General features: G+C 69.3%; 22 protein-coding genes and 1 pseudogene. 10 read left to right on the top strand and 13 right to left on the bottom strand.

The annotated features are described in order from the left end of the window. The 3 genes from H0W40_RS12825 to H0W40_RS12835 all read right to left on the bottom strand — a co-directional run. Positions 1-1,840: NAD-dependent epimerase/dehydratase family protein (locus tag H0W40_RS12825; RefSeq protein ID WP_292446715.1), on the bottom strand; the 1,840-nt coding region annotated here is incomplete at its 3' end. A gap of 21 nt (positions 1,841-1,861) precedes the next feature. Then, the gene (locus tag H0W40_RS12830) at positions 1,862-2,854 is read right to left on the bottom strand and encodes an SDR family oxidoreductase (protein ID WP_292446717.1); all 993 of its coding nucleotides are present in this window, start codon (positions 2,852-2,854) and stop codon (positions 1,862-1,864) included. Further along, positions 2,851-4,698 (bottom strand): glycoside hydrolase family 15 protein, encoded by a 1,848-nt coding sequence (locus H0W40_RS12835; protein WP_292446719.1) that lies wholly within the window; start codon positions 4,696-4,698, stop codon positions 2,851-2,853. Before H0W40_RS12835 ends, H0W40_RS12830 begins: the two co-directional genes overlap by 4 nt. Positions 4,699-4,892: 194 nt before the next feature. On the opposite strand from H0W40_RS12835, the gene H0W40_RS12840 reads away from it, so the two are divergent. From H0W40_RS12840 to H0W40_RS12855, 4 genes are all read left to right on the top strand, one after another. Continuing rightward, on the top strand, positions 4,893-5,246 hold the full coding sequence (locus H0W40_RS12840; protein WP_292446722.1) for a hypothetical protein: 354 nt from the start codon (positions 4,893-4,895) through the stop codon (positions 5,244-5,246). A 285-nt stretch (positions 5,247-5,531) separates the two neighbouring features. Beyond that, complete coding sequence (locus H0W40_RS12845; protein WP_292446723.1) at positions 5,532-6,269, top strand: HupE/UreJ family protein; 738 nt, start codon at positions 5,532-5,534, stop codon at positions 6,267-6,269. Between the two features lie 26 nt (positions 6,270-6,295). After that, positions 6,296-7,078 (top strand): transmembrane anchor protein, encoded by a 783-nt coding sequence (locus H0W40_RS12850; RefSeq protein WP_292446726.1) that lies wholly within the window; start codon positions 6,296-6,298, stop codon positions 7,076-7,078. A 29-nt stretch (positions 7,079-7,107) separates the two neighbouring features. Continuing rightward, complete coding sequence (locus tag H0W40_RS12855) at positions 7,108-8,415, top strand: MFS transporter (RefSeq protein ID WP_292446728.1); 1,308 nt, start codon at positions 7,108-7,110, stop codon at positions 8,413-8,415. 105 nt (positions 8,416-8,520) lie between these two features. Here the strand turns inward: H0W40_RS12855 and H0W40_RS12860 are convergent, their stop codons facing one another. From H0W40_RS12860 to H0W40_RS12890, 7 genes are all read right to left on the bottom strand, one after another. Further along, the gene (locus tag H0W40_RS12860; protein ID WP_292446730.1) at positions 8,521-8,853 is read right to left on the bottom strand and encodes a copper-binding protein; all 333 of its coding nucleotides are present in this window, start codon (positions 8,851-8,853) and stop codon (positions 8,521-8,523) included. 64 nt (positions 8,854-8,917) lie between these two features. Then, positions 8,918-9,472, bottom strand: a complete 555-nt coding sequence (locus H0W40_RS12865) for a cupredoxin family protein (protein ID WP_292446732.1) — start codon at positions 9,470-9,472, stop codon at positions 8,918-8,920. A gap of 90 nt (positions 9,473-9,562) precedes the next feature. After that, positions 9,563-10,087, bottom strand: a complete 525-nt coding sequence (locus tag H0W40_RS12870) for a periplasmic heavy metal sensor (RefSeq protein WP_292446735.1) — start codon at positions 10,085-10,087, stop codon at positions 9,563-9,565. A gap of 14 nt (positions 10,088-10,101) precedes the next feature. Then, entirely contained in the window at positions 10,102-11,514 is a 1,413-nt protein-coding gene (locus H0W40_RS12875; RefSeq protein ID WP_292446738.1) for a copper oxidase, read from the bottom strand. Positions 11,515-11,531: 17 nt separating this feature from the next. Then, a complete protein-coding gene (locus H0W40_RS12880) occupies positions 11,532-12,989 on the bottom strand; it encodes a TolC family protein (protein ID WP_292446741.1) in 1,458 nt (485 codons plus the stop codon). Between the two features lie 10 nt (positions 12,990-12,999). Further along, complete coding sequence (locus H0W40_RS12885; protein WP_292446743.1) at positions 13,000-13,380, bottom strand: hypothetical protein; 381 nt, start codon at positions 13,378-13,380, stop codon at positions 13,000-13,002. 96 nt (positions 13,381-13,476) lie between these two features. Next, positions 13,477-13,974 carry a hypothetical protein gene (locus H0W40_RS12890; RefSeq protein ID WP_292446745.1) on the bottom strand — a complete coding sequence of 166 codons (498 nt, stop codon included), beginning with the start codon at positions 13,972-13,974 and terminating at the stop codon, positions 13,477-13,479. A 248-nt stretch (positions 13,975-14,222) separates the two neighbouring features. Here H0W40_RS12890 and H0W40_RS12895 point away from each other — a divergent pair, with 248 nt between their 5' ends. Further along, positions 14,223-15,734, top strand: coding sequence for a diguanylate cyclase (locus tag H0W40_RS12895; protein ID WP_292446747.1), 1,512 nt, complete (start codon positions 14,223-14,225; stop codon positions 15,732-15,734). Positions 15,735-15,856: 122 nt separating this feature from the next. Continuing rightward, entirely contained in the window at positions 15,857-16,399 is a 543-nt protein-coding gene (locus H0W40_RS12900; RefSeq protein WP_292446762.1) for a hemerythrin domain-containing protein, read from the top strand. Positions 16,400-16,572: 173 nt separating this feature from the next. Here H0W40_RS12900 and H0W40_RS12905 read toward each other — a convergent pair. Both H0W40_RS12905 and H0W40_RS12910 read right to left on the bottom strand, forming a co-directional pair. Further along, positions 16,573-17,928, bottom strand: a pseudogene (locus tag H0W40_RS12905) (FAD-dependent oxidoreductase); the annotation flags it as partial. After that, entirely contained in the window at positions 17,873-18,346 is a 474-nt protein-coding gene (locus tag H0W40_RS12910; protein WP_292446750.1) for a hypothetical protein, read from the bottom strand. The pseudogene H0W40_RS12905 and the gene H0W40_RS12910, both read right to left, overlap by 56 nt. 212 nt (positions 18,347-18,558) lie before the next feature. Between H0W40_RS12910 and H0W40_RS12915 the strand changes: the two genes are divergently transcribed. The 3 genes from H0W40_RS12915 (at position 18,559) to H0W40_RS12925 (ending at position 23,834) form a co-directional block, all read left to right on the top strand. Next, positions 18,559-19,977 (top strand): HD-GYP domain-containing protein, encoded by a 1,419-nt coding sequence (locus tag H0W40_RS12915; RefSeq protein ID WP_292446752.1) that lies wholly within the window; start codon positions 18,559-18,561, stop codon positions 19,975-19,977. Positions 19,978-20,122: 145 nt separating this feature from the next. After that, complete coding sequence (locus tag H0W40_RS12920) at positions 20,123-22,624, top strand: EAL domain-containing protein (protein WP_292446754.1); 2,502 nt, start codon at positions 20,123-20,125, stop codon at positions 22,622-22,624. Positions 22,625-22,730: 106 nt separating this feature from the next. Further along, positions 22,731-23,834: a PA0069 family radical SAM protein gene (locus tag H0W40_RS12925; RefSeq protein ID WP_292446755.1), complete on the top strand. Its 1,104-nt coding sequence runs from the start codon at positions 22,731-22,733 to the stop codon at positions 23,832-23,834. Positions 23,835-23,982: 148 nt separating this feature from the next. On the opposite strand, the gene H0W40_RS12930 is transcribed toward H0W40_RS12925, so the two are convergent. Beyond that, a complete protein-coding gene (locus H0W40_RS12930; RefSeq protein WP_292446757.1) occupies positions 23,983-24,315 on the bottom strand; it encodes a hypothetical protein in 333 nt (110 codons plus the stop codon). A 149-nt stretch (positions 24,316-24,464) separates the two neighbouring features. On the opposite strand from H0W40_RS12930, the gene H0W40_RS12935 reads away from it, so the two are divergent. Further along, positions 24,465-24,860, top strand: a 396-nt coding sequence (locus H0W40_RS12935) for a hypothetical protein (protein WP_292446760.1), incomplete at its 3' end; no start/stop codon positions are given.

Raw genomic sequence — 24,860 nt, forward strand, 5'->3', positions numbered from 1 at the left:
CGAACACGTAGCTCACGGCGCCCAGGCCGGCGTCGGCGATCGGCAGGGCCTTGGAGACGTCGGAGGTGATGATCGTCTCGGTGGCGTTGAGCCCGCCGGTGCCCGCGAAGAAGGGCTCCCACACGCCTTCGGCATGGCCGAGCTGGTAGGCGGTGAGCTGGCGCGAGATCACGAAGCCGATGAAGCCGAGCGCGACGATGGGCACGCGCTGCAGGTAGGTCGAAGGGCAGTAGCTCCAGCCGACGGGCAGGTCCGACTCGTCCATCATCGAGGCCATGCTCATGCCCGGCATCATGGGCACGAGGATCGCGAAGGCGATGACGAGCGAGCCGATCAGCGTGTCGTTGGTGTAGATCGCCGCGCTCGGGGACCAGAAGACGAGCGGCGCGAACAGCAGCCACACACCGACCGCCGTGTTGGCCCAGGGCGCCCAGCGAAAGCGCTGCTGCGACAGCGACAGCAAGCTGAACAGCATGACGAGCGCGCCGCTCACAAGATCGCTCCAGCCGAGCCACACCATCCTGTCGGCAGGGTCGGCCAGGCCGCGATCGGCCGTCACGCGCAGCACCGCTTCGCCGAAGGCCGGCGCGTCGAAGGCGCCGAAGGCGAAGGCGCTGCCGACCAGCCAGGCGCCGAGCATCAGGTTGACGAAGTGCGGCCACAGCATGCCGAAGTGCATGTCGCGCATTTGCTGCATGTGCTGCTTCATGTCGGCTTGGCCGGGGCCATGACCCTGGCCGTGTTTGCTCGTCTCCGGCACTTCCGGCGCCTTGTCGGCCACCACCGCCGGGTTGAGCTTGTTGGCGCGGTACCAGCCGCTCGGGTCGGCCTTGAGCGCGCGGATCATCTCGGGCAGGTGTTCGAGCAGCGAGTGCCGCGGGCGCCAGCCGAGCAGCCGGCTCGCGCGCGAGATGTCGACTTCATAGTGGTCGTTGGCGATGTCGATCATCCACGGCCGCACGAAAGGATCGACGTCGAACACGTCGGCCTCCAGCGTCGCGCCCAGGCGGGCCACGCTCGGCGCAATGCGCACGGTCTCCCAATGCTCGCCATGGATCAGGCAGCCGATGGCATCCTGCAGTTCGCGAAAGGTCGGCGTCTCGGGCTCGGCCAGCAGCAGCGCCACCTCGGGCGGCAGCTCGTGGCGGCGCTCGACGATGCGCAGCAGCGCCTCGACGAGATCGTCGAGGTGCAGGAAGGGCTGCCCGCTGTCCGGATCGCCCGGGTAGACGCGGCCGTCGGGCCGGCGCTCATGGATGCGGGCGATCTGGTGGGCGAGGAAGGCGGCGTGGCCCTGGTCGTCGTACACCCCGGCCGGCCGCACGAACACCGCCGGGATGTCGCCGCGCTGTCCCCGGATGAGCATCTCCGTCTTGATCTTCGATTCGCGGTAAGGCAGCTTGGGATCGATCGGCGCGTCCTCGTCGATCGGCTCGCCGCGGCGCCCCGGCGCGTGGACCAGCAGGGTGCTCATGAAGACGAACTGCCCGAGCTCGAAGGACTGCAGCTCGCGCAGCAGGCGCTCGGTGCCGCGCACGGTGACGCGCTCGTAGTCGGGGTGCGGCTTGCCCTCCAGATCGAAATAGGCCGCGAGGTGGATGACGGAGGCGATGCGCGCGCCATGCTCTGCACGCACCCGCCGCAACGCGGCGCCCACGCTGTCGTCCGACGCAAGGTCCACGCCGAAAGTCGCGGCCGCGTGCGGCACGTCGGGCGAGCCGGGCCGCTCCAGCGCGAGCACGCGCCAGCGCTCTGCCAGCCGCTCGACCAGCGCCCGGCCGATGAAGCCGGCGGCGCCGGTGACCATCACCACTTCGCGCTTGCTGCCGTCGTCGCTCATCCGTGCTCCTCGGCGCCGTGCTCAGGGCCAGACGATGAAGGCCACCGCAGCGCCGGACAGCGCGAGCACCGCGAAGGCCAGAGCGCCGGCGCGGTGCTTGGACAACCACCATTGCAGACTGTGCTTGCGGGCCCGCGTGTTGAACCGGCCGCGCGCGCCGAACGCCCCGGGCACCGGCGCGAACAGGTTGCCGGGCCGGTAGTCGGCGGGCGGCCCCTCGCTCTGCTGCCCGCTCCACGCGCTGCTCGCTGCCATGCGGTCGCCCAGGCCCGGCAGCACACGGCTCGACAGGATCGCCTTCACCGCCGGCCAGCCGACCCACCACTCGCGCTTGGGGCGGCCCGCCGCCCGGACGATCGCCTCGCCCGCGATCGTCGGCTGGTAGATCGGCGGGACCGGCTGCACCAGCCGCGGCAGCTTGTTGCGCGCCCATTCGAACTGCGGCGTGTTGAAGGCCGACAGGTGAACCATGGTCACGCGCACCTTGGAGCGCTCGTGGATCAGCTCGCAGCGCAGCGCATCGGTGAAGCCGCGAACGGCGGCCTTGGCGGCGCAATAGGCCGATTGCAGGGGAATGGAGCGGTAGGCCAGCGCCGAGCCGGTCTGCACGATGACGCCCTCGTTGCGCGGGAGCATGCGTTTCAGTGCTGCCTTCGTGCCGTACACGGCGCCCAGGTAGGCGACCTCGGTGACCTGCTTGAACTCCTCGGCCGTGGTCTCGGTGACCGGCGCGAACACCGTCGTCGAGACGTTGTTCACCCACACCGAGATCAAACCGAGTTCGCGCTCGACGCGCTCGGCCGCGTTTTCGACCTGCACCGCGTCGGCCACATCGACCGCGATGCCGAGCGCGGTGCCGCCGGCCTCGCGCAACTCTTCGCACGCGGCCTGCACGCGATCATCGTCGCGCGCCAGGATGGCAACCCAGTCGCCTTGCTTGGAGAACGCGCGTGCAGCGGCACGGCCGACGCCGGCCGAACCGCCGGTGATGACGACGATGCGCGGTCGCGTCACGGTTCGGCCCCCTCGCGCTGCCGCCGTTGCACGGCGTCGATCGTCAGGGCCGACTGGATCAGCGCCAGGTGCGTGAAACCCTGCGGGTAGTTGCCCAGCAGTTCTCCGCTCACAGGATCGATTTGCTCGGACAGCAGGCCCAGGTCGCTGCTAAAGGCGGCGATGCGCTCGAACAGCGCTCGGGCTTCGTCCAGGCGCCCCTGCAGCGCCAGGTTGTCCACCATCCAGAAACTGCAGATGGCGAAGGTCGCCTCGCCGCCGGCCAGGCCGTCTTCGCTGCGGTAGCGGCAGACGAGGCCGTGCGCGCTCAGTTGCTCGGCGATGCAGCGCACGGTGGAGATCATGCGTTCGTCGGTCGCCGGCAGGAAGCCCACCAGCGGCATGAGCAGTGCGCTGGCATCGAGCGCATTGCCGCCGAGCACCTGAGTGAAAGCGCCGGCCGCGGCGTTGTAGCCCTGCTCGAGTATTGCGGCGCGCACGGCATCGCGCTCGCGGCGCCAGCCCGGCACGTCGCCCTGCAGCTTGCCGGCGGCTTCGAGCCGCAGCGCGCGATCGAGCGCGACCCAGCACATCAGCTTGGACGACACGAACTGCTGCGGCGGGCCGCGCACTTCCCACAGCCCCTGGTCGGGCTCGCGCCAGCAGGCTGCCGCGCGATCGGCCAGGCGGCGCAGCACCGCGCGCAGGCCGGGGCGGATCGGCTCGTTCATCTCTTCCAGGCAGCGCAGAGCGGCGTCGAGCACATGGCCGTAGACGTCGAGCTGCTTCTGGCCGACCGCCGCATTGCCGGTGCGCACCGGCGCCGAGCCGCGGTAGCCGGCGAGGTGATGCAGCTCGTGCTCCGGCAGATCGCGGCCGCCGTCGAGCCGGTACATGATCTGCAGGTCGCCCTCTCTCTCGCTCTCGCCGAGGGCTTCGAGCCAGCGGAAGAAGTCCATTGCCGCCTCGTGGTAGCCGATCGACATGAGCGCGTGCAGCACCAGCGCCGCGTCGCGCAGCCAGCAATAGCGGTAGTCCCAGTTGCGCACGCCGCCGATCTGCTCGGGCAGCGAACTGGTCGGCGCGGCGACGAGCGCGCCCGTCGGCGCGAAGCTGAGCAGCTTGAGCACCATGGCGCTGCGGCGCACCTGCGGCACGTAGGGCCCCTCGTAAGTGCACAGCGCCTGCCACTCGCGCCAGTGGCGGCGGGTTTCCTCGAGCAGCGCTTCGGGATCGGCTGCGACCAGGGAATCGTTGCCGGCTTGCGCGCCGCCATGGGACAGAACGACCCACAGCCGCTCGCCCGCGCGCACGTCCAGGTGCGCCGACACGGTGCCTTCGTTCAGCTTGAGCTTCGCGGCGGGCGTCACGCGCAGCAGCAGGATCTCGTCCGTGGCGCTCGCCCTGGCGCCATCGGGCGTGAGGCTGATCTCGGCCGGCTTGCGGGCGAAGTCGAAGGTCGGCCGGAACGTCAGCTCCAGCGTCACGCACCCGGCCAGCCCGTCAACGCGCCGCAGCAGCCGGTGGCAATGCGGATCGTCGATGCCCAGGCGGCTTTGCGCGATGCGCGCGCTGTGCATGAAGTCGGTTACTCGCACGCGCCCGCCCGGCACGGTGAACTCGGTCTCGAGCACCGGGCCGTCTTCGCCGTAGCGCCGCGACGACGAGTGCTCGCCGGCCGGGCCGAGGCGCAGGAAGCCGCCGCGCTCGGTGTCGAGCAGCCGGCAGAACACCGCGCCGCTGTCGAAATGCGGGAGACAACACCAGTCGATCGAGCCGTCGCGCCCGACCAGCGCGGCCGTGTGCGTATTGCCGATGAGGGCGTAGTCGGAAATGGGCCGGTACGGCGGGCTTGTCGCCGACATGTCCAAGTCTCCTCGGGCCGTCCGGTGGGAACACGAGCGAAGATCCGCTGCCATCGCAGCGGCAGTGGCAAGTTCGGTGCCTGAAGCAACACGGCAGGGTCGGCGGCTAGCCGCAGCGGTGTTTCGCGCCGCGCTGCGGGCTGCGAATACCGACCAGGCGTGGGGACGCTTGCGACCCGCTTAGACTGCGCCGCATGAACCGCGCCGGCATCGTCATCGCCTTGCTGTTTGCCATGCTTTGGCAATCGCTGGCGCTGGCGCGGGCGGGCTCCATGGGCGAAGCCGCCCCGGACCCCGCTCACGCGGTGCTGCATTGGCAGGACGAAGGCCATCATCACCATGACGACGGTTCCCATCACTTCGACGACTCCGACGAATCGGTGCAGCACTTGTTCGTCGATCACGTGACGGCGCCGGTTGCGTTGCTGCACGCCGTCTCGGCATCGATGGGCCCGCTCGGCTCCTGCGCGCCGAGTCGGCAATGCGTGAGCATGGCGCCGCAGCCGTTCATCGACGGCCCGCTCAGACCCCCGCGCCTGACCGCCTGAATCACTGCGAGGTGCGCGCGCTTTCCTGCGCAACACGCACCTCGGAGTCGGCAACACACCCGCCTGCGCGTTCGCATCATGCGTCGTCGCCCGGGCCGAACCAGATGGCTGGAAGGACGGCAAGCGCCGGGTCGTCGTCAGCGCCAACGTGTGCGGTCGCGACGCGGGCCAGGAGGCTGGTGCCTGAGTTGAAGGCTGGCATTCGAGAAGCCCGCCTCACAGACCCGTCGCGCTGGTCGCACCGTCGCAGAAAACCCACTGCCGCCTTTTTACTTCGGAGTTCTGATGGACCTGCCCTGTTTCAGCCTTGACCGGTGCTCGCCGACGATCACGTGGCAAAGCCGCTTGCGGCCCCTGCTCATCGCCACAAGCCTCTTCCTTGTGCTGTGCGCCAGCGCCTTCGCCCACGGCGTCGCCGAAGGCGACAAGGGCTACATCCAGGAGATCACCGGCGTCAATCTGATGGCCTTCACCTACCTGGGTGCCAAGCATATGGTCACCGGTTACGACCACCTGCTGTTCCTGTTCGGGGTGATCTTCTTCCTGTACCGGCTGCAGCACGTCGCCCTGTACGTCAGCCTGTTCGCAGTCGGCCACTCGGTCACCCTGCTGGCCGGCGTGTACTTCGGCAGCAATGTCAGCGCCTATCTGATCGACGCGATCATCGGTCTGTCGGTGGTCTACAAGGCGCTCGACAACCTCGGCGCCTTCCAGCGCTGGTCCGGGGTGCAACCCGACACGCGGGTGGCGACTCTGGTGTTCGGCTTGTTCCACGGATTCGGCCTGGCGACCAAGATCCAGGAGTACGAGATCTCGGCCGACGGACTGCTGCCCAACCTGCTGGCGTTCAACGTCGGCGTCGAGATCGGGCAGCTGCTTGCGCTCACAGCCATCCTGATCGTCATGGGCTTCTGGCGCCGCACCGCGAGCTTCCTGCGCAACGCCTATGCCGCCAACGTCGTCGTGATGGCCGCCGGCTTTGCGCTGACCGGCTACCAGCTCACCGGCCTCGTCGTCGCTTGACGATGATCAGACAAGGATTTCCTCCCATGTACAACACCGACCTTCCCACCCGCGCCGAACTGCCCAGCTCGCGCCAGCTCGTCCGCTCGACCGTGCTCGCCGCCATTGCGGCCGGCGCCTTGCTGACCACCACCGTCCTGCCCGCCGAGTACGGAATCGACCCGACCGGCATCGGCCGCGTGCTCGGGCTCACCGAGATGGGCGAGATCAAGACTTCGCTGGCCGCGCAGGCCGCTGCTGCAGACGCCCAGGTTGCGGCCGCGCCAGCGGCCGATGCCGATGCAGCCGCGCAAGTCGCAGCCGCACCGGTGGCCGAGGCGAGGCCATTGCAGGCCACGCCGGCGCCGATGGCCGATGCTGAGCCGGTGCCAGCCAGCCCGGCGCCGGCCACCGCCGATCCTGCGCCCGTGGCTGCGGCTCCCGCAACTCCGGCACAGGCGCTGCCGGCGAAGCCCACCGCACCGGTCGAAGCGACACCGGCCGCGCAGACCCACGAGATGACGGTCACGCTGAAGCCCGGCCAGGCCGCCGAGATCAAGCTCGACATGCGCAAGGGCGCCGAGGTGGCCTTCGAGTGGACGACCCGCGGCGGCCCGGTCAACTACGACACCCACGGCGACACGCCGACTGCGGCGAAGGACTTCTATCACGGCTACGGCAAGGGCCTGCAGGTCACAGGCGACAAGGGCGTCCTGCAGGCTGCATTCGACGGCAAGCACGGCTGGTTCTGGCGCAACCGCAGCAAAGCAAACGTCAGCGTCACGCTGAACACCCGCGGCGAGTACACGGCGATCAAGCGCGTGCTCTGAACACCTGAGCCAGGCTGCCGGTCGGAACCATGATCGATGTCCTGTCCGACCGGACCTACCGGCACCTGTTCCTCGCCCAGGTCATCGCGCTGCTCGGCACCGGCCTGGCCACCGTCGCCCTGAGCCTGCTCGCCTTCGACCTCGCAGGAGCGAATGCGGGTGCCGTGCTCGGCACCGCGCTGGCAATCAAGATGCTGGCCTACATCGGCGTCGCACCGATCGCCGCAGCCTTCGCCGAGCGCCTGCCGCGGCGGGCGCTGCTGGTCACGCTCGATCTGGCCCGTGCGGCGGTGGCCCTGCTGCTGCCCTTCGTGACGCAGGTCTGGGAGATCTACCTGCTGATCTTCGTGCTGCAGTCGGCCTCGGCGGCATTCACGCCGACGTTCCAGGCGACCCTCCCCGACGTGCTGCCCGACGAGGGCGACTACACCAAGGCGCTGTCGCTCTCGCGGCTGGCCTACGACATGGAAAGCCTTGCCAGTCCCGCCCTGGCCGCCGTGCTGCTCACCGCGTTGAGCTATCCCCAGCTCTTCGGCGGCACGGTGATCGGCTTTGTTGCCTCGGCCGTGCTGGTGGTCTCCGTCGTGCTGCCCCGGGCGGTGGCGCCGCCCAAGCGCAGCATCTACGAGCGCACCACGCGCGGCCTGCGGATCTACCTGGCCACGCCGCGCCTGCAGGGCCTTTTGGCGCTCAACCTCGCGATCGCCGCCGGCAGTGCGATGGTGATCGTCAACACCGTCGTGCTGGTGCAGTCCGGATTCGGCCTGACGCAAGAAGCCACCGCGGTGGCACTGGCCGCCTTCGGCGCCGGCTCGATGCTGGTGGCGCTGGCGCTGCCCCGGCTGCTCGACCGCCTGCCAGAGCGGCGGGTGATGCTCGCCGGCGCCGGGCTGATCGCCGCCGGTCTCCTGGCCGGCAGCCTGGCAGCGCGCAGCTATGCCGCGCTGCTGCCTTTGTGGTTCGTGCTCGGCCTGGGCTATTCGCTGGCGCAGACGCCTTCCGGGCGGCTGCTGCGCCGCTCTTCGCAGCCGGTGGATCGCCCCGCGCTGTTTGCGGCGCAGTTCGCGCTGTCGCACGTCTGCTGGCTCCTCACCTATCCGCTGGCCGGCTGGCTCGGCGCCGCGGCCGGGCTCACGACGAGCTTCATCGTGCTGGCCGTGCTGGCCGGCGCGGCGGTGGTGCTGGCGACGCGGCTGTGGCCAAAAGACGATCCGCAGTCACTCGAGCACCGCCACGACGACTTGGAGCCCACGCATCCGCACATGGCGGGCGCCGCCAAGCCGCGGCATTCGCACGCCTACGTCATCGACGACGATCATCCGCGCTGGCCGTCTTGATCACGGCCATTGACGCCCGCCCAGCTCGATGACCGCCAGGGCCGGGGGGCGTCGGACCGATCCGCAGCGGCGGTCCGGCGCGGTTCGGTCGATGCTCGGTATGGGCTACTTCGCGGCTTCCACTTCCGTCACCACGAAGGCGGTGCCCGCCTTTTCGGCCTTGAAGCGCACCTTGTCGCCCGCCTTCACCTTGTCGAGCAGGGCGGGATCCTTGACTTGGAACACCATGGTCATGGCAGGCATGTCGAGGTTCTTGAGCTCGCCGTGCTTGATGGTCATCTTGCTGTTGCCCTTGTCGACCTTGCGAATTTCGCCGTCGGTCATGTCGGCGGCGGTCGCCGCGGGCGTCGTCGCTTGAGCGACCACGTGATCGCCGGCCGCCAAGGCCGGCAAGGAAAAGCTTGCGGCGACGAGGGTCGCGATGAAGAGCTTGTTCATGAGAGATTCCTTCGAAGGGTCGTTGATGAATCGGTCGGGCGCTCGGGGGGCGATCCCTGCGTCCTCAGTGCTTGTGTGCTGCCTGCTTTTGCGCAGGCGCCTGGCTTGCGGCATTGCTCGTTCCGGCGACCTTGATCTTGCCCACCATGCCGGCCTGGTAGTGGCCCGCGATCAGGCAGGCGAAGTCGAAATTGCCCGGCCGGTTGAAGGTCCAGACGATCTCGCCCGTCTTGCCCGGCGCCACGTGCGCCATGTAGGGCTCGTCGTGTTCCATGCCCGGGTGCTTCATCATCATCTCGGCGTGGGCGTCGTTCTCCTTCTTCGTGCCGATGACGAATTCGTGCATCACCGCGCCGGCGTTCTTCACGACGAAGCGGACGGTTTCGCCCTGCTTGATCTCGAGCTTCTCGGGCGAGAAGCGCATCGAGTCGAGCATGCGAACCTCGACCGTCCGCTTGGCGTTCCTGGCATCGCCGGCGATACCCCAGTCCTTTTGCTCCTTGACGACCGGGCCGGCTTTCTTTTCGTGGGCATCTTCGCTGTGGGCGAAGGCCGGCGTTGCGCCGGCAGTGGCGAGTGCCGCCAGGACGGCGGCGAGGGCATGTTTTGAAAATTGCATGGGAGTCCTTTCAAGTGGGTAAAACGCTTCGTGACGTTGACGACGCCGACCCGGGGTGGCCGGCATCGCCTTGCCGAGGGTCATCCCGCATCAGTTCCTGGCGTAGCCACGCAGCCGCTGGTACTGCTCGGTCTGCCCGGCGCTCAGCAGCCGCGTCTGCTCGACGTGCGCCAGCAGGTGCGACGCGCGCAACTCGCCGCGCAGTCGCGCCACCTCCGCGACCAGTGTGCGAATGCGCGGCGCATCGGCTTCGCGGCGCGCGAACGCCTGTTCCAGCGCGCGCTCGGCATCGATGACGGCGGCGCCGAGCCGGCGAGCCTCTCCCTTGTGGCGAGTCATCAGCGCCTCGGTGGCCACGCGCTGCTCGGCGCTCAGGGCGAGCGCCTGCGCATGTTCGAGCGTGTGCATCGGGCCGGGATAGCCGTTCAGCTCGGCCGGCAGCGCCTGCATCATCCCGCGTCCGGCGCGCAAGGCCTCGGTCTCCTCGGTCGATAGCGCCTTGATCTCGCGCGAGGCCAGGGCTGCATAGCTGCCGGAGCCCGGGGGGTGGGCGTGCTGGGCCGTCGCTCCGCCCGCAAGGAGCAGTGCGACAGCGAGAAACGGAATCTGTTTCATGTCGTCGTCTACTTTCAGTGACCGGAGTGCCCGGTCGGCTTGCGAATCTTGACTTCGGTGTCTTGCACCGGCTTTTGCCGCAGGGGCATCGACGAGCCGCCCTCGGCCTTGAAGCGCGCCGGCTCGGCCAGCGCGCCGGTCCACTCGTAGGCCACTTCGCCGGGCGGGTGCTCGTACCAGCCGGGGTCGGAGTAGTCGCCGCGTTTCTGCTCCCGGCGCACCTTCACCATGCTGAACATGCCGCCCATCTCGACCGAGCCGAACGGGCCCTCGCCGGTCATCATGGGCACGGTGTTGTCGGGCAGCGGCATGGTCATCTCGGCCATGTCGGCCATGCCACGCTCGGCCATCACCATGTAGTCGGGGATCAGTTGCGTGATCTGGCGCGCCACGCCCTGGTGCTCGACGCCGATCATGGTCGGCACGTCGTGGCCCATCGCGTTCATGGTGTGGTGGCTCTTGTGGCAGTGAAAGGCCCAGTCGCCCGGCTCGTCGGCGAGGAACTCGATCTGCCGCATCTGGCCCACCGCCACGTCGCTGGTCACCTCGTACTGGCGCGTGCTCTTCGGCGTCGGCCCGCCATCCGTGCCCGTGACGAGGAACTCGTGCCCGTGCAGGTGCATCGGGTGGTTGGTCATGGTGAGGTTGCCGATGCGGATGCGCACCTTGTCGTTGAGCCGCACGTTGAGCGAATCGATGCCGGGGAAGATGCGGCTGTTCCAGCTCCACAGGTTGAAGTCGAGCATGGTCATGATCTTGGGCGTGGCCGCGCCCGGATCGACGTCGTAGGCGTTGAGCAGGAACACGAAGTCGCGGTCCACCTCGGCGATCAACGGGTGTTTGCCCTTCGGGTGCGTGACCCAGAAGCCCATCATCCCCATCGCCATCTGCACCATCTCGTCGGCATGCGGGTGGTACATGAAGGTGCCGGGTCGCCGAGCGACGAACTCGTAGACGAAGGTCTTGCCGGCGGGGATGGCCGGCTGGGTCAGGCCCGTCACGCCGTCCATGCCGTTGGGCAGGCGCTGGCCGTGCCAGTGCATGCTGGTGTGCTCGGGCAGCTTGTTGGTCACGAAGATGCGCACGCGGTCGCCTTCGACCACCTCGATCGTCGGGCCCGGCGACTGGCCGTTGTAGCCCCACAGGTGAGCCTTGAAGCCGGGCGCCATCTCGCGCACCACCGGCTCGGCCACCAGGTGGAATTCCTTGACGCCCTGGTTCATGCGCCAGGGCAGGGTCCAGCCGTTGAGGGTGACCACGGGGTTGTAGGGCCGGCCGGTCTCGGGAACAAGCGGCGGCATGGTGTCCGGCGTGGTCTGCAGCACCGGCTCGGGCAGGGCGGCCATCGCCACCTTGCTCACGGCGGCGGCGCTGGCCGCGGCCGTGAGGGCACCGGCGCCGCGCATGAAGTTTCTTCGGGAAAACATGGGTGAGGCTCCTGGGTTCAGTGGGCGGCGCCGGCGTCGCCGCCAGCCATGGCGGCCGAAGAGGCGCCGGACATGCCGGAGAGGCTGGGCTTGCCCATCAAGGCCATGTCCAGGTCGGCCTGCGCGATCCAGAAATCACGCAGGGCCTGGATCGACGCATTGACGCTGGCGATCTGCGAGCGGGTGTCGGCGAGCAGCTCGAACACGCCGATGAACATGCCGTTGTAGCGGAGCACGTTCTCGTCGGAGATGCGCTTGGCGGTCGGCACGATGTCCTCGCGATAGTGGCGGGCGATGTCCCAGGCCGAGCGGTAGCCGAGATAGGCCTCGCGCACTTCCGAACGCGCGTCGATGGCCGCCTGCGCCGCGCGCTGCACGCTCTGCATGTAGATCGCCTCGGCCTTGGCCACGCGCGCGCCGCTCCAGTCGAACAGCGGGATTTCCACCCCAATCTCGTAGCCGGTCTGGCGCGGCGCTTCGTTGGAGGTGTTGCGCTCGTAGCCGAGCTCGAGCACGTTGACGAAGCGCGTGACCTTGCTCAAGCCGAGATTCTTGGCGGTCGCCTCGGCCTGCAGCTTCGCGGACTGCACGTCCAGGCGCTGCGTCATGGCGAGCTGTTCGATGTCGGGCTGGTCGGCTGGCATCTTCGGCAGATCGGGCAGGCGCTCGGGCAGCTCGAACTGCGTTTGCGTTCCCCACAGGCCGAGCAGGCGCGTCAGCCGCTCGCGCGCCGAGACCTGCGCTTGCTGAGCACGCGCGAGATCCAGCACCGCCTGAGCGTAGAAGCCCTGCTCGCGGGCCTGTTGCAGCTTGGTGAAGTTGCCGACCGCGGCCATGCGGCTGGCCAGTTCGGCCCCGGCATCGGCGGCGCGCTGGACCTGCCGCGAGTAGCGCAGGCTCTCGTCCGCCGCCACGGCACCGACCCAGGCCTTGCGGGTCTCGGCGGCCAGCGCGAGCATCTCCATCGTCACGCTGCGCTGCGTGGCCGCGAAGCGCCGGCTCTCGACCTGGCGCGCCAGCGGCAGCACCAGCACGTGGCCGAGATCGAAGGAGAAGAAGCGCTCGATCTCGCGCTCGTCGCCCTGGCGCAGCTTGGTGATGCTGAAGCCGGGGTTGGGCAGCCGGCTCGACTGAACCAGGTCGGCCTCGGCGATGCCGAGTTGCTGATAGCTCGCCTGCAGGCCGCGGTTGTTGAGCAGCGCGATCTGTACCGCGCTGTCGGCGTTCAGCGGCTGCGCCAGCAGTTCGTCGACGCGGCTCGCAATGCCGTCGAGATCGTTCGCGCTGCGCGCCCATTTCACGTCTTTGCCGAGGCGCTCCTGCGCGGTCTGTTCGAGCGGCGCGAAACCGCCGTCGGCACTGAAGGTGGCGCAGCCGCCGAGCAGCAGCGCGGCTGCGGCGACGGCGACGAATCGCGGCCGCGGCGAGCGCGCATTCGGTCGCGGCGCCGGAGAGGTCGGGGTGTTCGGGATCACGGTGCGTTCCTCAGTTTTTCTTGTTGCCATGACTGCCGTGACCGCCATGCTCGGCGGGCGCGGGCGCCTTCGAGTCGCCGGCGGCGCCCGGTGCGGGCGCGCTGGCCGGCGACTCCGGCGCGTTGGCTTCCCGGGCGTAGGCGCGCCAGCCGCCGATGCGGGCGACCTCGTCATTCGCCTCTTTCCAGCCGACCGTCTCGTCACTGAGCGGGCGGTAGCCGGAGAAGGCCGAGCGGTACCGCACCGGCGGCACGGTCGCCCGGGCGTCGAAGGGGTCGCGTGCTTCAGGCCGGGCCGGGGTCGGCGATTCGGGCTGGGCTGCGGCCGGCGCGACGATGAACAGGCTGGCGACGACGGTTGCGAGCCGAAAGGCAATGGGAGTCTGGATCATTGGAGCCTCGCAGGAGAACGATGGACTCGCCTGCACAAAACGCAGGCGGCTGTTCTTGGCGGCACCACCGGGCGCGCAAGGCGCGCGCGGAGCCGCTCAGGCGAGGCGGGGCTTGGGCGGTCGCTCGAGGCCGCCGGCCGCGAGGCTGGCGTGGGGCTCGAAGGGCGACAAGGTATAGACCGGGGAAAACGACAGCGTGTCGGGCACCACGAGAGCGGTCGCGATGGCCGCCATGCTGCAGCACGAAGCACACACGCTGCACGTGGCCGAGGACATCTCGGCGCTCGGCAAGGGCTGTGTGCTCGTCTCCTCCCCGCTTGCCTGCGGCTCGGCGTTCGACGGGTCGGCTTGCTGCGGAGCGTGCGCGTTCATTGCGCCGTGGGCGTGGGCCTCGGTCACCACGGCGGCTGGCGAGGCGCCGTGTTCATGAAGGGCATGGTCGTGGTGCGTGGCCGCGACCGTCGGGGTCGCCGAGCCGAAGGCCGCAGTCGAATGCATCGGGCCGCAGAACAGCATTGCCTGCGCAGCGACGCCCTGCACGGGCAGCGCCAGGACGAGCAGCCAAGCCAGAACGATTCGAAGCACACCACGCATGTGCGCAAGTGTAGGGCCGCAGCATTCGCAGCCGAGTGATCGGGGTCGTTCGACGCGTACTCCCGGTGAAACGAACAAGTTGCCGCAGAGGTCCGACCGGGATACAGGCTCTGCTGCCGCAACGCTAGGCCTCTGCGACGGTACGCAATCGAACAGAACCAACACGGGTGTCTCGTGAGCCTGACACTTCGCCGGACATGGCGGCAAGTCCCATAGCCAAAAGCTGGCGGCGGGGCCTTAATCGCAGCATGGAGATCGCTCCCCTGCCTGCCGGCGAATCGCAGCGGCTGAACGTGCTGCACAGCCTGCGCCTTCTCGACACCGAGCCGGAACCCGCTTTCGATGCGGTGGCCCGGCTGGCCGGCCAGCAGATGGGCTGCCCGATCGGGCTCGTCAGCCTGATCGACACCGACCGCCAGTGGTTCAAGGCGGCGCAGGGGCTCGACGTGCCCCAGACCCCGCGCGACGTCGCCTTCTGCTCGCACGCGATCCTGCAAGACGAGGTGTTCGTCGTGGAGGACGCCACGCAGGACGCGCGCTTCGCCGACAACCCGCTGGTCACCGGCGCGCCCGACATCCGCTTTTATGCCGGCGCGCCGCTGACGGTCGGCGGCCACAAGCTCGGCGCGTTGTGCGTGATCGACCGCGTCGCGCGGCAGATCAGCGACGAGGACCGTGCGGTGCTGCAGGAGTTGTCGCTCGTCACCAGCAGCCTTATGGAGGCGCGGCTGCGCGAACAGCGCCTGCTCGAGCGCGTGCTCGCAGATTCCGAGCTGCCCGGCGTCCGGGTCGCCGAGGGGCAGGCGGGCTCCGGGCCCCGGCTTCGCGCGACGGTGTTCAACGCGGTCTCGGCGCGCATGGCCGTGCTCGACCGGCACGGTGGCATTCTCGAGACGAACGCGGCGTGGCATCGCTTCGCCGCTGAGGCCGGACACGCCGGCGGTTCGCGCTTCATCGGCGCGCACTACCTCGACGTGCTCGGCAGGCTCCGGGATCTCGGCCCGGCTTCCGCGACCGCCGCGCGCTGCGGCCTCGCTTCGGTACTGGCCGGCCGCTCGACCGGCTTCGAGCTGGAATACCGCTGTTGTCGGGGGGACGAGCCGGGCGATGAGAGCCTGGCGTCGGGCCCGCAGCTGCGCAGCGATCGCTGGTTCGCAATGAAGATCACGCCGGTCGGCGATGAGCAACGGCGCATCGTTGTCAGCCACGAAGACATCACCAAGCACAAGCGCGCCCAGGAGGCGCTGCTGCGCCTGGCCCATACCGACCCCCTGACGGGCGTGGCCAACCGGCGGCGCTTCTTCGAGCTGGCGCATCACGAGTTCGAGCGCGCCATTCGCTACAAGAGCGCGCTCACGGTGCTGATGGCCGACATCGATCACTTCAAGGCCATCAACGACTGCTATGGCCATGCGGCCGGCGATGTGGTGCTGCGCAGTTTTGTCGGCGTTGCCGGCGAGGCGCTGCGGGATCCCGATGTCGTCGGCCGCCTGGGCGGCGAGGAGTTCGCCGTGCTGCTGCCGCAGACGACGCTCGGCGGCGGCCATGCGTTGGCCCAGCGCATCGTCGAGCGCGTGGCGGCCCGGCGGGTCGCCTCGTGCGGCGGCCCGATTCGCTACACGGTCAGCGTGGGCGTCAGCACGCTCGACGACCGCATCGTCTCCTTCGACGACCTGCTGCGCGCGGCCGACGATGCCCTGTACCGGGCCAAGGGAGCGGGCCGCAATACCGTGTCGTCGGCCTTCGGCGAGTTCTGCTGAGGCGTTCGGACCTCGGCGCCGCAGGAATGCGGCTTGCCGCAGCGCAAAACACCCATCGAGCGAGCCCTGCCATGCGCACCCTGACGATCCAGCTCACTCCCAGCATCACCGACATGATCCGCATGGACCACAACCATGTGCTGGCCACTTTCCAGCAAGTGCATGCGGGCACCTCCGGCGGCCGCAAGCAGGCGCTGGTTCGGCTCGCCTGCACGTCACTGGAAATCCACGCCCAGCTCGAGGAGGAAATCTTCTACCCGGCACTGCGCGAATTGCGGCCCGATCTCACGGTGGTCGAAAAGAGCGTGCCCGAGCATGCCGAAATGCGCCGCCTCATCGAGCGGCTGATGGTCATGCCGGTGGCGGATCCGAGCTACGACGCCACGTTCATGGAGTTGATGCGAGACGTGCTGCACCACGTGGCCGACGAGGAAACGACCCTGCTGCCCGCAGCCGAGCGCTTGCTCGGCGAGCGGCTCAGCGAACTCGGCGCACAAATGCTGCGCCGCCGGTTGCAGCTGCTCGGGCCGCGCAGCCCGCAGCTGGTCTGGAACACGATGCGCTCGATGCCGCAGAGCGGCTTCGTCATGGCGTCCTCGCTGCTGGCCGCCGGTGCTTCGATGTTGGGCCGCACTGCGCCGCCCTCACCGCGCCCCATGCCGTAAGGGCGCTGCGCTGCTTTCGCTGCGCCGGCGCAGCAGGCCGGCGATGCCGGTCGTCTCGGGCACCGGCCGGGCGATGCTGCGCGGCCACCGCAAGCGAGCCGCCACCGCTTCGGCGCCCGCCAGCCGGAGCGCACGGCGCTTTCCATCGAGGCAGGCAGGCCGGTGCGCGTCCAGTCGCCGGCCAGGAACAGGCCGTCGATGCCTGTGGCCGTGAGCGGTCGCGCCGTCTCGGTGCCGGGCCAGGCGCAAGGGATCGCCATGGGGATGCGGTGCACCGCCGCATGGCGCAGCCGCGCCCGCGCGGCCAGGGGCGCGTAGCCGGCAATCTCGGCCACGCAACTGCGCACGATCTGTTCGTCGCTGGCGTTCCAGGCGCGGTGTGCATGGATGGCATTGCAGGCGATCAACGAGGGAGCGTCGGGATGGCCGCCGCCGCGGATGTTCGACAGGTCGTAGAAGTCGCTGTTCAGGTCGTTCGGCACCCAACTGCGCGCCCAGAAGCGCTCACTCGTGAGCTTGCGGTCGAACCACAGATAGGTGCTGACATAGGGCGAGCCCTCGAACCGCGTGGCCTGTTCGGGCGCGCTGCCAGCGCCGCCCCATTCAGGCGGTGCGATCTCGCGCAAGACCTGCGGCGGTACAGCGAGCACGCAGCAGCGGGCGGCCAGGCGGCTACCGTCGTTCAACACCAGCGCTTCGAGCCGGCCGTCGCGCAGCTCGAGGCCGCGCACGGCGGTGCCTCGTCGGAGCTCCGCGCCTGCCGCCGTGAGCGCACGCAGCGCCGGTTCGGTGAACAGCTCGCCCAGCGAGACCTTCGGCAGGCCGAAATGAAACCCGCTGTGGCCCGCCATCTGCCGAAAGACCCGCATCAACGCGGCGGCCGAGCAGTGCAGCAGCGGCACATTCAGGAGCGTCATCGATGCCGAAACCCAGAACCATCCGATGAAGGCTTCGCTGACGCCCTGCGCTCGCAGCCATGAGAGGGCATCGATGCCGTCGAGCGCCAGCGTGTCGGCCTCGTTCATGCGCATCGCCTGCCAGGCGACACGGTAGTTCGACAACAGGTCGAGCGGGCCGACGCAGCGCAAGGCGGCCGGCAGGTTAGGCAGGCCGTGCAGCGGCGCCGGAAGGTGCGACGAATGCATCAGGATCCGGCGGCCGTGGTCGAGCAGCGTGATCAGCCGGTCGCGTTGCCACTGCACCTGGTGCGCCGTGCCCAGGCGCTCCAGCCAGGCTCGCATGTTGCGGTATTCGCTGAGCAGCACATGCGGGCCGATATCCACCGCATCGCCGGTCACGGGGTCGGCCCAACTCGCCGCACGGCCGCCGAAGCGAGTGTCCTTCTCGATGAGCAGGGGCTGCAGGCCGATGTCGGCCAGCGCGAGCGCCCAGGCCAAGCCGGCCACGCCGCCGCCGACCACGACGACCGGCGCGCCGCTTCGCTCTGCCGGGCTCGACGGCAAGAGCGCCTGCCTATTGACGGGGCAACTGGCCGGGCGAGCCGGCAGGATCAACGGTTCCCGAACCACCCCCCGGGGCGGCGGGTGAATGCGGGTTCACGGAGCCGCCCTGGCCGGGCTGCATCGAGCCACTGCCGCCCGCACCGCCGCCGCCGGAGCGGGCGCGGTAGTAGTCCTGCTGCGCCTGGTTCATGCAGTCCTGCTGCGCTTGCGGATCCGTGGCTTTGCTGCACATCTGGCGGGCTTCCATGATGGCCTTCGCCTCGTCCGGATCGATCGTGATCCCCTCCTGCACTGAACCGCCATTCGGCGGGGAGGCTGGCGTGCCGACTCCGGGCTGCGTCGCAGAGGGCGGGGCCTGCTCGGTGGACGGGGCCTGCGGCACAGGCGCATCCGGCGTCGCGGTCTGGGCCTGAGCGGCGGACAAGCCGCCGGCAAAAACAATCGCGGCCAGCATGCCGGAGAAGGTGTGCAGTTTCGGTTTCATGGCGAACGACCTTTCGAGAATGCGTGAACGTGCAGGCACTTGGCAATGGGCATGCCGCGACGGCACCGCGGCCGCGATTCGACACAGCTGGAATCGTTTTGAAACACTTCCTGTCCACGCGAAGAGCCGGTCGGGACACGCAGCGCTCAAGGACCCTTGCGTCCGGCCGAAAACCCGTCAAGCCGGAGCAACTCCCCGGCAAAGCCGTATCCATGCAAGAGCGACCCAGCATCGACGTTCAGCACTTGTGCATCGGTCTGCACATCCACCTCGATCTGGGCTGGATGGAGCATCCCTTCCCGCTGAGCAGCTTTCGCATTGCCTCCGCCGAGCAGATCGAGGCGGTGCGCGCCCTGGGGCTGGCTCGCGTGCGCTTCTCGCCGCAGCGCAGCGATGCCGCCACGCTCGGCGAGTTGGTCGCCGCAGGCGCTGTGGCGTTCGATGCTGCTGCCCCCGAAGCCTCGGACCCGACCGCGGCAAGGGCGCCGGGTGGCGTTGCCGATAACCCGGCCGCCGCGGGCATTGCCGCCGGCGACCCCACCGCCGAAGCGGCCGTTGTACCCGCCGCACCGGCTCCTGTGGTCGACGCCGACGCCCAGGCGCGCCACCGCCGCCGCGAGGCGCTCGAAGCGGAGATGGTCTGCGCACGGCATGCCGAGCGCCAGTACGCTGAAGCCGGTCGCGCCGTGCGGCGCAGCTTCGAGCTGGCGCTCAGCCAGCCCGAGGCGGCGCGCGAACATTGCGAAAGCCGCGTCAGGGAATTCCTCGGCGGCCTGCTCGACGCTTCGGAGATGGCGATCCGCCTGCTCGGCGAAGGGGCGGGCGACCGCGCCTCGATGCATGCCGTCAACGTGACCGTGATCTCGCTGCTGCTCGGCCAGCAGATGCAGTTGAGCAAGCCCGAGATGTTCGACCTCGGCGTCGGCGCGATGCTGCACGACATCGGCAAGCTGGAGCTGCCGGAGCGCGTGCGCTGGATCGACGCGCACCCGGCCGGCGCGTCCGCGCCCGAGCGTCATCTCTACCAGGCGCACGTGACTTACGGCGTCGATCTCGGGCGCAAGATGCGTCTCGCACCGGGAGCGCTGCTGGTCGTCGCACAACATCACGAGCTGGCCGACGGCAGCGGCTTTCCGCTCAAGCTCGGCAACGAGCGCATGAGCGCGGCGGCGCGCATCGTCGCGCTCGTCAACCGCTACGACAACCTGTGCAACCCCGCCAGTCCCGCGCAGGCGCTCACGCCGCACGAGGCGCTGGCGTTGATGTATGGCCAGATGAAGTCCAAGTTCGACGCGGCGGTGTTCGGCGCTTTCATCCGCATGATGGGCGTGTACCCGCCCGGCTCGGTCGTGCAGCTATCGGACGAGCGCCATGCCATGGTGATCGCCGTGAATGCCGCGCGGCCGCTCAAGCCGCGGGTGCTCGTGCACGATCCCCGGCAAAGTCGCGACGAGGCGCTGCCGCTAGACCTGGAGACCGTGCCCGAACTCGGCATCCGCCGCAGCCTCAAGCCCCAGCAGCTGCCGCGCGCCACGCTCGATTGGTTGTCGCCGCGGCCGCGCATCTGCTATTTCTTCGAGCGCGCCCGTGAGCCGTTCATGACGGCAGCGGTTGAGGCGCAAGATAAATGACTTCGCCGCCGAGCCGCCTTCCGCCTGAGGCGTCAGGCGTTCGTGCAGTCCAAGCCGACGCAGGTCGGCTCGGAGCCGCGGCACTCACCCTCGAGGCGAGGTCGCTCCCCCTCGGGGGGCCGGCGCGCAGTGCCTTGGGAGCACCATGACCTCGCCGCCGCCGGTGTGGCAACCGCTGATCGAGAGCCTGCTCGAAGCGGTGTGCCTGGTCGAGCCGCTGGGCTTGCGCATCGTCGCCGCCAACGCAGCGGCGGGCACGCTGTTCGGTGTGGACAGCGAGGCATTGATCGGCCGCGCGGTGATCGAACTCGCCGCCACGCCCGAAGACGAATGCTTTTGGGAAGACATGGCCGCCGGCCGCATGCCGCCCGAGGGCCGGCACATCCACTCCGACAGTCTGGTGCGCCATGCCGACGGCCGCCTCGTGCCGGTGGAGCGCCGCGTCAACCGCGTGTGGATGCGACCCGGCCAGGCCATCTATGTGCTGGGCCTGCGCGACCAGAGTGCGCAGCGCGGCGCGGAAGACGAACTCGAGCGCCTGCTCGCCGAGTTGCGCGCCACGCTCGAATCGACCGACGACGGCATGCTGGTGACCGACTTGCAGGGCGGCATCCGCGGCTGCAACCAGCGCTTCGCCGAGTTGTGGTCCTTGCCCGAAGCCTTGCTCACGCAGCGCGACGACCGCGCCATCCTCGACTGGATGCGCGGCCAGGTCGAGGACGAGGTGCGCTTCAGCGAGCGCTTGCGCGAACTGGCCGAAACGCCGCTGCTGCCGGCCACGCGCAGCGTCGACCGGCTGCGCCTGCGCTCGGGCCGCATGCTCGAGCGCGTGACATTGCCGCAGTACGGACGCGGCCGGCCGATCGGGCGCGTGTGCTCCTTTCGCGACATCACCGAGCCGCTGGCCAGCGCCGCGCGGCTGCAGCTCGCGGCGCAGGTGTTCGAGTCCAGCCTGGACGCCGTCTTCGTCACCGACGCCGAGCATCGCATCGTCACGGTCAACGCGGCCTGCGAGCGCATCACCGGCGCGAAGCGCGAAGCGCTGCTGGGCCTGCCGACGGCACGCCTGCTTTCACTGCCGAACGCCGGCTCCGCGGGCGACGCACCGCCCGGCGACTGGTTTGCGCCGTTGGCCGAACGCTTGGCTGAGCACGGCGTGTGGGAAGGCGAGCTGTGGCACCGGCGCGCGGACGGCAGCGCACTGCCGGGCCAGGTTTCGCTGGTGCGCATGGCCGCTCCGGCGAACGCGGGCGACCCGCCCGGCGCCACGGGCGTTCGCCACGTCGGCTTCTTCAAGGACCTGACCGAGACCGTCGCCGCGCACAAGCGCATCGAGGAGCTGGCCTTCAGCGATGCGCTCACCGGCCTGCCCAACCGCGTGATGCTCACCGAGCGGATCGAGTTCGCGCTGGCCATGTCGCAGCGCCACCAGACGCCGTTCGCGCTGCTCTTTCTCGACCTCGACCGCTTCAAGCACATCAACGATTCGCTGGGCCACTTGTTCGGCGACCGCGTGCTGGTCGAGGTGGCCGAACGCCTGAAGACCTGCGTGCGCCAGGTCGATACCGTCGCGCGCCTGGGCGGCGATGAGTTCGTGCTGCTGCTCAGCCAGCTCGATGCGCGCGGCGCCGAAACCAGCGCGCGGCGCGTGCTCGAAGTGCTGGGCCAGCCGTTCACGCTGCAAGGCCTGAATTTCAGCGTCACGGCGAGCATCGGCATCGCGATGTACCCGAACGACGGCACCTCGATGAACGACCTCATCAAGAACGCCGACGCAGCGATGTACCGCGTGAAGGAGCGCGGCCGCGCCGGCCTGCGCTTCTACCAGCCGCAGATGAACGTCGATCTGCTCGCGCGGATGAAGCTCGACCACGCGATGCGCCTGGCGCTGGAGCACGGCGACTTCCAGCTGTACTACCAGCCGCAGGTCGGGCTGGCGTGCGGGACCGTGCTCGGCGCCGAGGCGCTGCTGCGCTGGCGCGACGCCGATCTGGGCGATGTGTCGCCGGGCGAGTTCATTCCGGTGGCCGAGGAAAGCGGTTTCATCGTCGCGCTCGGCGACTGGGTGCTCGGCGAGGCCGTGCGCCAGGCCGCCCTGTGGCGCGCGCAGGGGCGAGAGTTGCCGGTGTCGGTGAACGTCTCGGCACTGCAGTTCCAGCAGGCCGACTTCGTGGAGCGCGTCGCCGCGGTGCTGGCTGCGGCGCAACTGCCGGCGACCCTGCTCGAACTCGAGCTCACCGAATCGATCCTGCTGCGCGACGCCGATGAGGCGCTGCAGCGTCTGACCGCGCTGCACCGGCTCGGCGTGCGCCTGGCGATCGACGATTTCGGCACCGGCTACTCGAGCCTGGGTTACCTGAAGCGCTTTCCGATCAGCAAGCTCAAGATCGACCGCAGTTTCGTCAAGGGCCTGCCGGGCGACGAAAGCGATTGCGGCATTGCGCAGGCCATCATCCAGATGGCCCGGGCGCTGCGCCTGCGGGTGATCGCCGAGGGCGTGGAAACGGTGGCACAGCGCGACTTCCTGCTCCAGGCCGGCTGCGACGAATTTCAGGGTTTCCTTTTCGCTCCGGCCCTGACGGTCGACGAGCTCGAAAAGCGCATGACGTCACGGCCGTTACAGGATGGCGTCATCGCAGGCGCTTGAGGGCAAGCCAGCCAGTCCGCGGGTTGACTCGGTGCAGCAGTTCTGCCGTAGCGACGCCGGCGGGAAGGCTTTGAATACTGGATAAAACTACAGTATTCTGTGCTGCATGGCGCTTGTTCCTGTTCCCCCGACGCCCGCGCCAATCAAGGGCCGCGGCACGCCGCTGCGCATTGCACACCGCTTCGAGCGCGACCTGCGCGAGGCGGTGGACGACGGCTGGGAAGCGCCGCGCCTCGAGGCAGCCGCAGGCGAGCCGCCACCGCCGGCCACCACCGTCACCGAAGAGCATGTCAAGAGCATCCTGGCGCGCAACGACTCGCCCGACGTGCCCTTCGAGCTCTCCATCAACCCCTACCGCGGCTGCGAGCACGGCTGCAGCTACTGCTTCGCGCGGCCGACGCACAGCTACCTGAACCTGTCGCCCGGGCTGGACTTCGAGACGCGTCTCATCGCCAAGGTCAACGCCGCCGAGCGGCTGCGGGTCGAACTGGCGCGGCCTTCGTACAAGGCCAGCCCGATCAACATCGGCTCGGCCACCGACGCCTACCAGCCCATCGAGCGCAGGCTGCGCATCACGCGCGCGGTGCTGGAGGTGCTGACCGCCTGCGAGCATCCCTTCACCATCGTCACCAAGTCGGCCGGCGTCGAGCGCGACCTCGACCTCATCGCACCGGCCGCGCGGCGCCGGCAGGCGCTGGTGTTCATCAGCATCACCACGCTCGACTCGAACCTCTCGCGCCGACTCGAGCCGCGCGCCGCCGCACCGCAGCGCCGGCTTCAGGCCGTGGCCCGGCTGGCCGCAGCCGGCGTGCCGGTGGGCGTGAACATCGCGCCGATCATTCCCTTCGTCAACGAGCCGGAGATCGAGCGCATCGTCGAAGCCGCGGCGGCGGCCGGTGCGCGTTCTATCCACTACACCGTGCTGCGCCTGCCGTGGGAAGTGGCGCCGCTGTTTCGGCAGTGGCTCGAGCAGCATGTGCCCGACCGCGCAGCCCGCGTGCTCGCGAGGGTGCACGACATGCGCGGCGGCAAGGACTACGACGCCGACTTCGCCACCCGCATGAAGGGCAGCGGCCCCTGGGCCGAACTGATCCGCCAGCGGGTGCGCAAGGCTGCAGCGCGGCATGGGCTGGATGGCGAGCGGTTTGCGCTGGAGGTAAGCCGCTTTCGCCCGCCCGCCGCAGAGGCGGCGCAGCAGGCCTTGTTCTAGCGCCTGTCGATGCGGCAACAGCGCCTGTCTCGCAGCGGCAAGGCAGGCAGGGCAGGGCGGCTTACGCGCCTGAGCGCACCGGGCACCGGGAGGAGTCCGCGGCGGCTGCCACTGCCCGCGCCCGGACCGCCGTGTGCAGACACTCGCCTCAGTGCATCTGCTTCTTGAGGCCGGAAATCTCGTCGTGCGCCCGCTTCACGGCCTGCTGCACCTGCGGATCGACCTGGCTGCCGGCTTTGCGGCAAGCCTCCATGGCGCGGTCGCCGATCTGCTCGAGGCCGTCGACGCAGCCGACCATCTGGCCCTCGTCGCTGGACTGCTGCGCCATCTGCCGAGCCTGGCGTGACTGACTGTGCATTTCGTCGACGCACTGGCGCAGCTCGTCGGGGGTCGAGCCGCCGGTCTTGCGCAAGGCCGCCATGGCGTCGTCGGCGCACTGCTCGATGCGGTTCATGCTGTCCTGGACTTGATTCATCTGCATGCTGTACTCCTGAAAAATGAACGGCGCCGACATGGCGCCGCCTCGATGGCGGCAAGTCGCGTGCCTTGAGCGACGGCCAACGAAGCTATGAATCCGCGCACCGATCTTTTGCGTAGAGTCAGGCTCACCCTTTGCTCAGCGACGCCGTCATGCGCCATGAATTGCAGCGATCCGCACGGCCGCAGGTCCAGAGCCTGCTGCTCTGGGTGCTGCTTTGCCTGCTGCCGCTGCAGGGCTTGGCGGGCGTGCTGGCCCAGAGCATCGGCGCCGTTCACTTCCATGCCCAGAGCCTTGCCGACGCGACTCCGATGCAGGGCTGGCAGGACTTTCGCCGGCAGGTGGACGGATCGGTGCATGGCGTCAGCGCAGCGCATCACGTTCATGCCCATGCCCATCTCGACCGCCATCACCACGCCGGCCCCGACGCCAGCGCGGTGGTGGTGGATGGCGGCGGCAGCGAGGCCGTGCAGGCCGAGGATGCGCCCGCCGGCGCCTCCGGCGCGCTCGGTCAGGCGATCGGGCCGCTCGGCGACGCGGTCCTGACG

The sequence above is a fragment of the Methylibium sp. genome (assembly GCF_013817345.1).
GTDB lineage: Bacteria > Pseudomonadota > Gammaproteobacteria > Burkholderiales > Burkholderiaceae_C > Methylibium.

Coding starts and splice junctions, on each gene's coding strand:
- H0W40_RS12870 (WP_292446735.1), bottom strand. CDS start 10,087: ATGAAACAGATTCCGTTTCTCGCTGTCGCACTGCTCCTTGCGGGCGGA.
- H0W40_RS12850 (WP_292446726.1), top strand. CDS start 6,296: ATGTACAACACCGACCTTCCCACCCGCGCCGAACTGCCCAGCTCGCGC.
- H0W40_RS12875 (WP_292446738.1), bottom strand. CDS start 11,514: ATGTTTTCCCGAAGAAACTTCATGCGCGGCGCCGGTGCCCTCACGGCC.
- H0W40_RS12865 (WP_292446732.1), bottom strand. CDS start 9,472: ATGCAATTTTCAAAACATGCCCTCGCCGCCGTCCTGGCGGCACTCGCC.
- H0W40_RS12840 (WP_292446722.1), top strand. CDS start 4,893: ATGAACCGCGCCGGCATCGTCATCGCCTTGCTGTTTGCCATGCTTTGG.
- H0W40_RS12915 (WP_292446752.1), top strand. CDS start 18,559: ATGCAAGAGCGACCCAGCATCGACGTTCAGCACTTGTGCATCGGTCTG.
- H0W40_RS12860 (WP_292446730.1), bottom strand. CDS start 8,853: ATGAACAAGCTCTTCATCGCGACCCTCGTCGCCGCAAGCTTTTCCTTG.
- H0W40_RS12895 (WP_292446747.1), top strand. CDS start 14,223: ATGGAGATCGCTCCCCTGCCTGCCGGCGAATCGCAGCGGCTGAACGTG.
- H0W40_RS12920 (WP_292446754.1), top strand. CDS start 20,123: ATGACCTCGCCGCCGCCGGTGTGGCAACCGCTGATCGAGAGCCTGCTC.
- H0W40_RS12925 (WP_292446755.1), top strand. CDS start 22,731: ATGGCGCTTGTTCCTGTTCCCCCGACGCCCGCGCCAATCAAGGGCCGC.
- H0W40_RS12845 (WP_292446723.1), top strand. CDS start 5,532: ATGGACCTGCCCTGTTTCAGCCTTGACCGGTGCTCGCCGACGATCACG.
- H0W40_RS12890 (WP_292446745.1), bottom strand. CDS start 13,974: ATGCGTGGTGTGCTTCGAATCGTTCTGGCTTGGCTGCTCGTCCTGGCG.
- H0W40_RS12885 (WP_292446743.1), bottom strand. CDS start 13,380: ATGATCCAGACTCCCATTGCCTTTCGGCTCGCAACCGTCGTCGCCAGC.
- H0W40_RS12900 (WP_292446762.1), top strand. CDS start 15,857: ATGGACCACAACCATGTGCTGGCCACTTTCCAGCAAGTGCATGCGGGC.
- H0W40_RS12855 (WP_292446728.1), top strand. CDS start 7,108: ATGATCGATGTCCTGTCCGACCGGACCTACCGGCACCTGTTCCTCGCC.
- H0W40_RS12835 (WP_292446719.1), bottom strand. CDS start 4,698: ATGTCGGCGACAAGCCCGCCGTACCGGCCCATTTCCGACTACGCCCTC.
- H0W40_RS12930 (WP_292446757.1), bottom strand. CDS start 24,315: ATGCAGATGAATCAAGTCCAGGACAGCATGAACCGCATCGAGCAGTGC.
- H0W40_RS12910 (WP_292446750.1), bottom strand. CDS start 18,346: ATGAAACCGAAACTGCACACCTTCTCCGGCATGCTGGCCGCGATTGTT.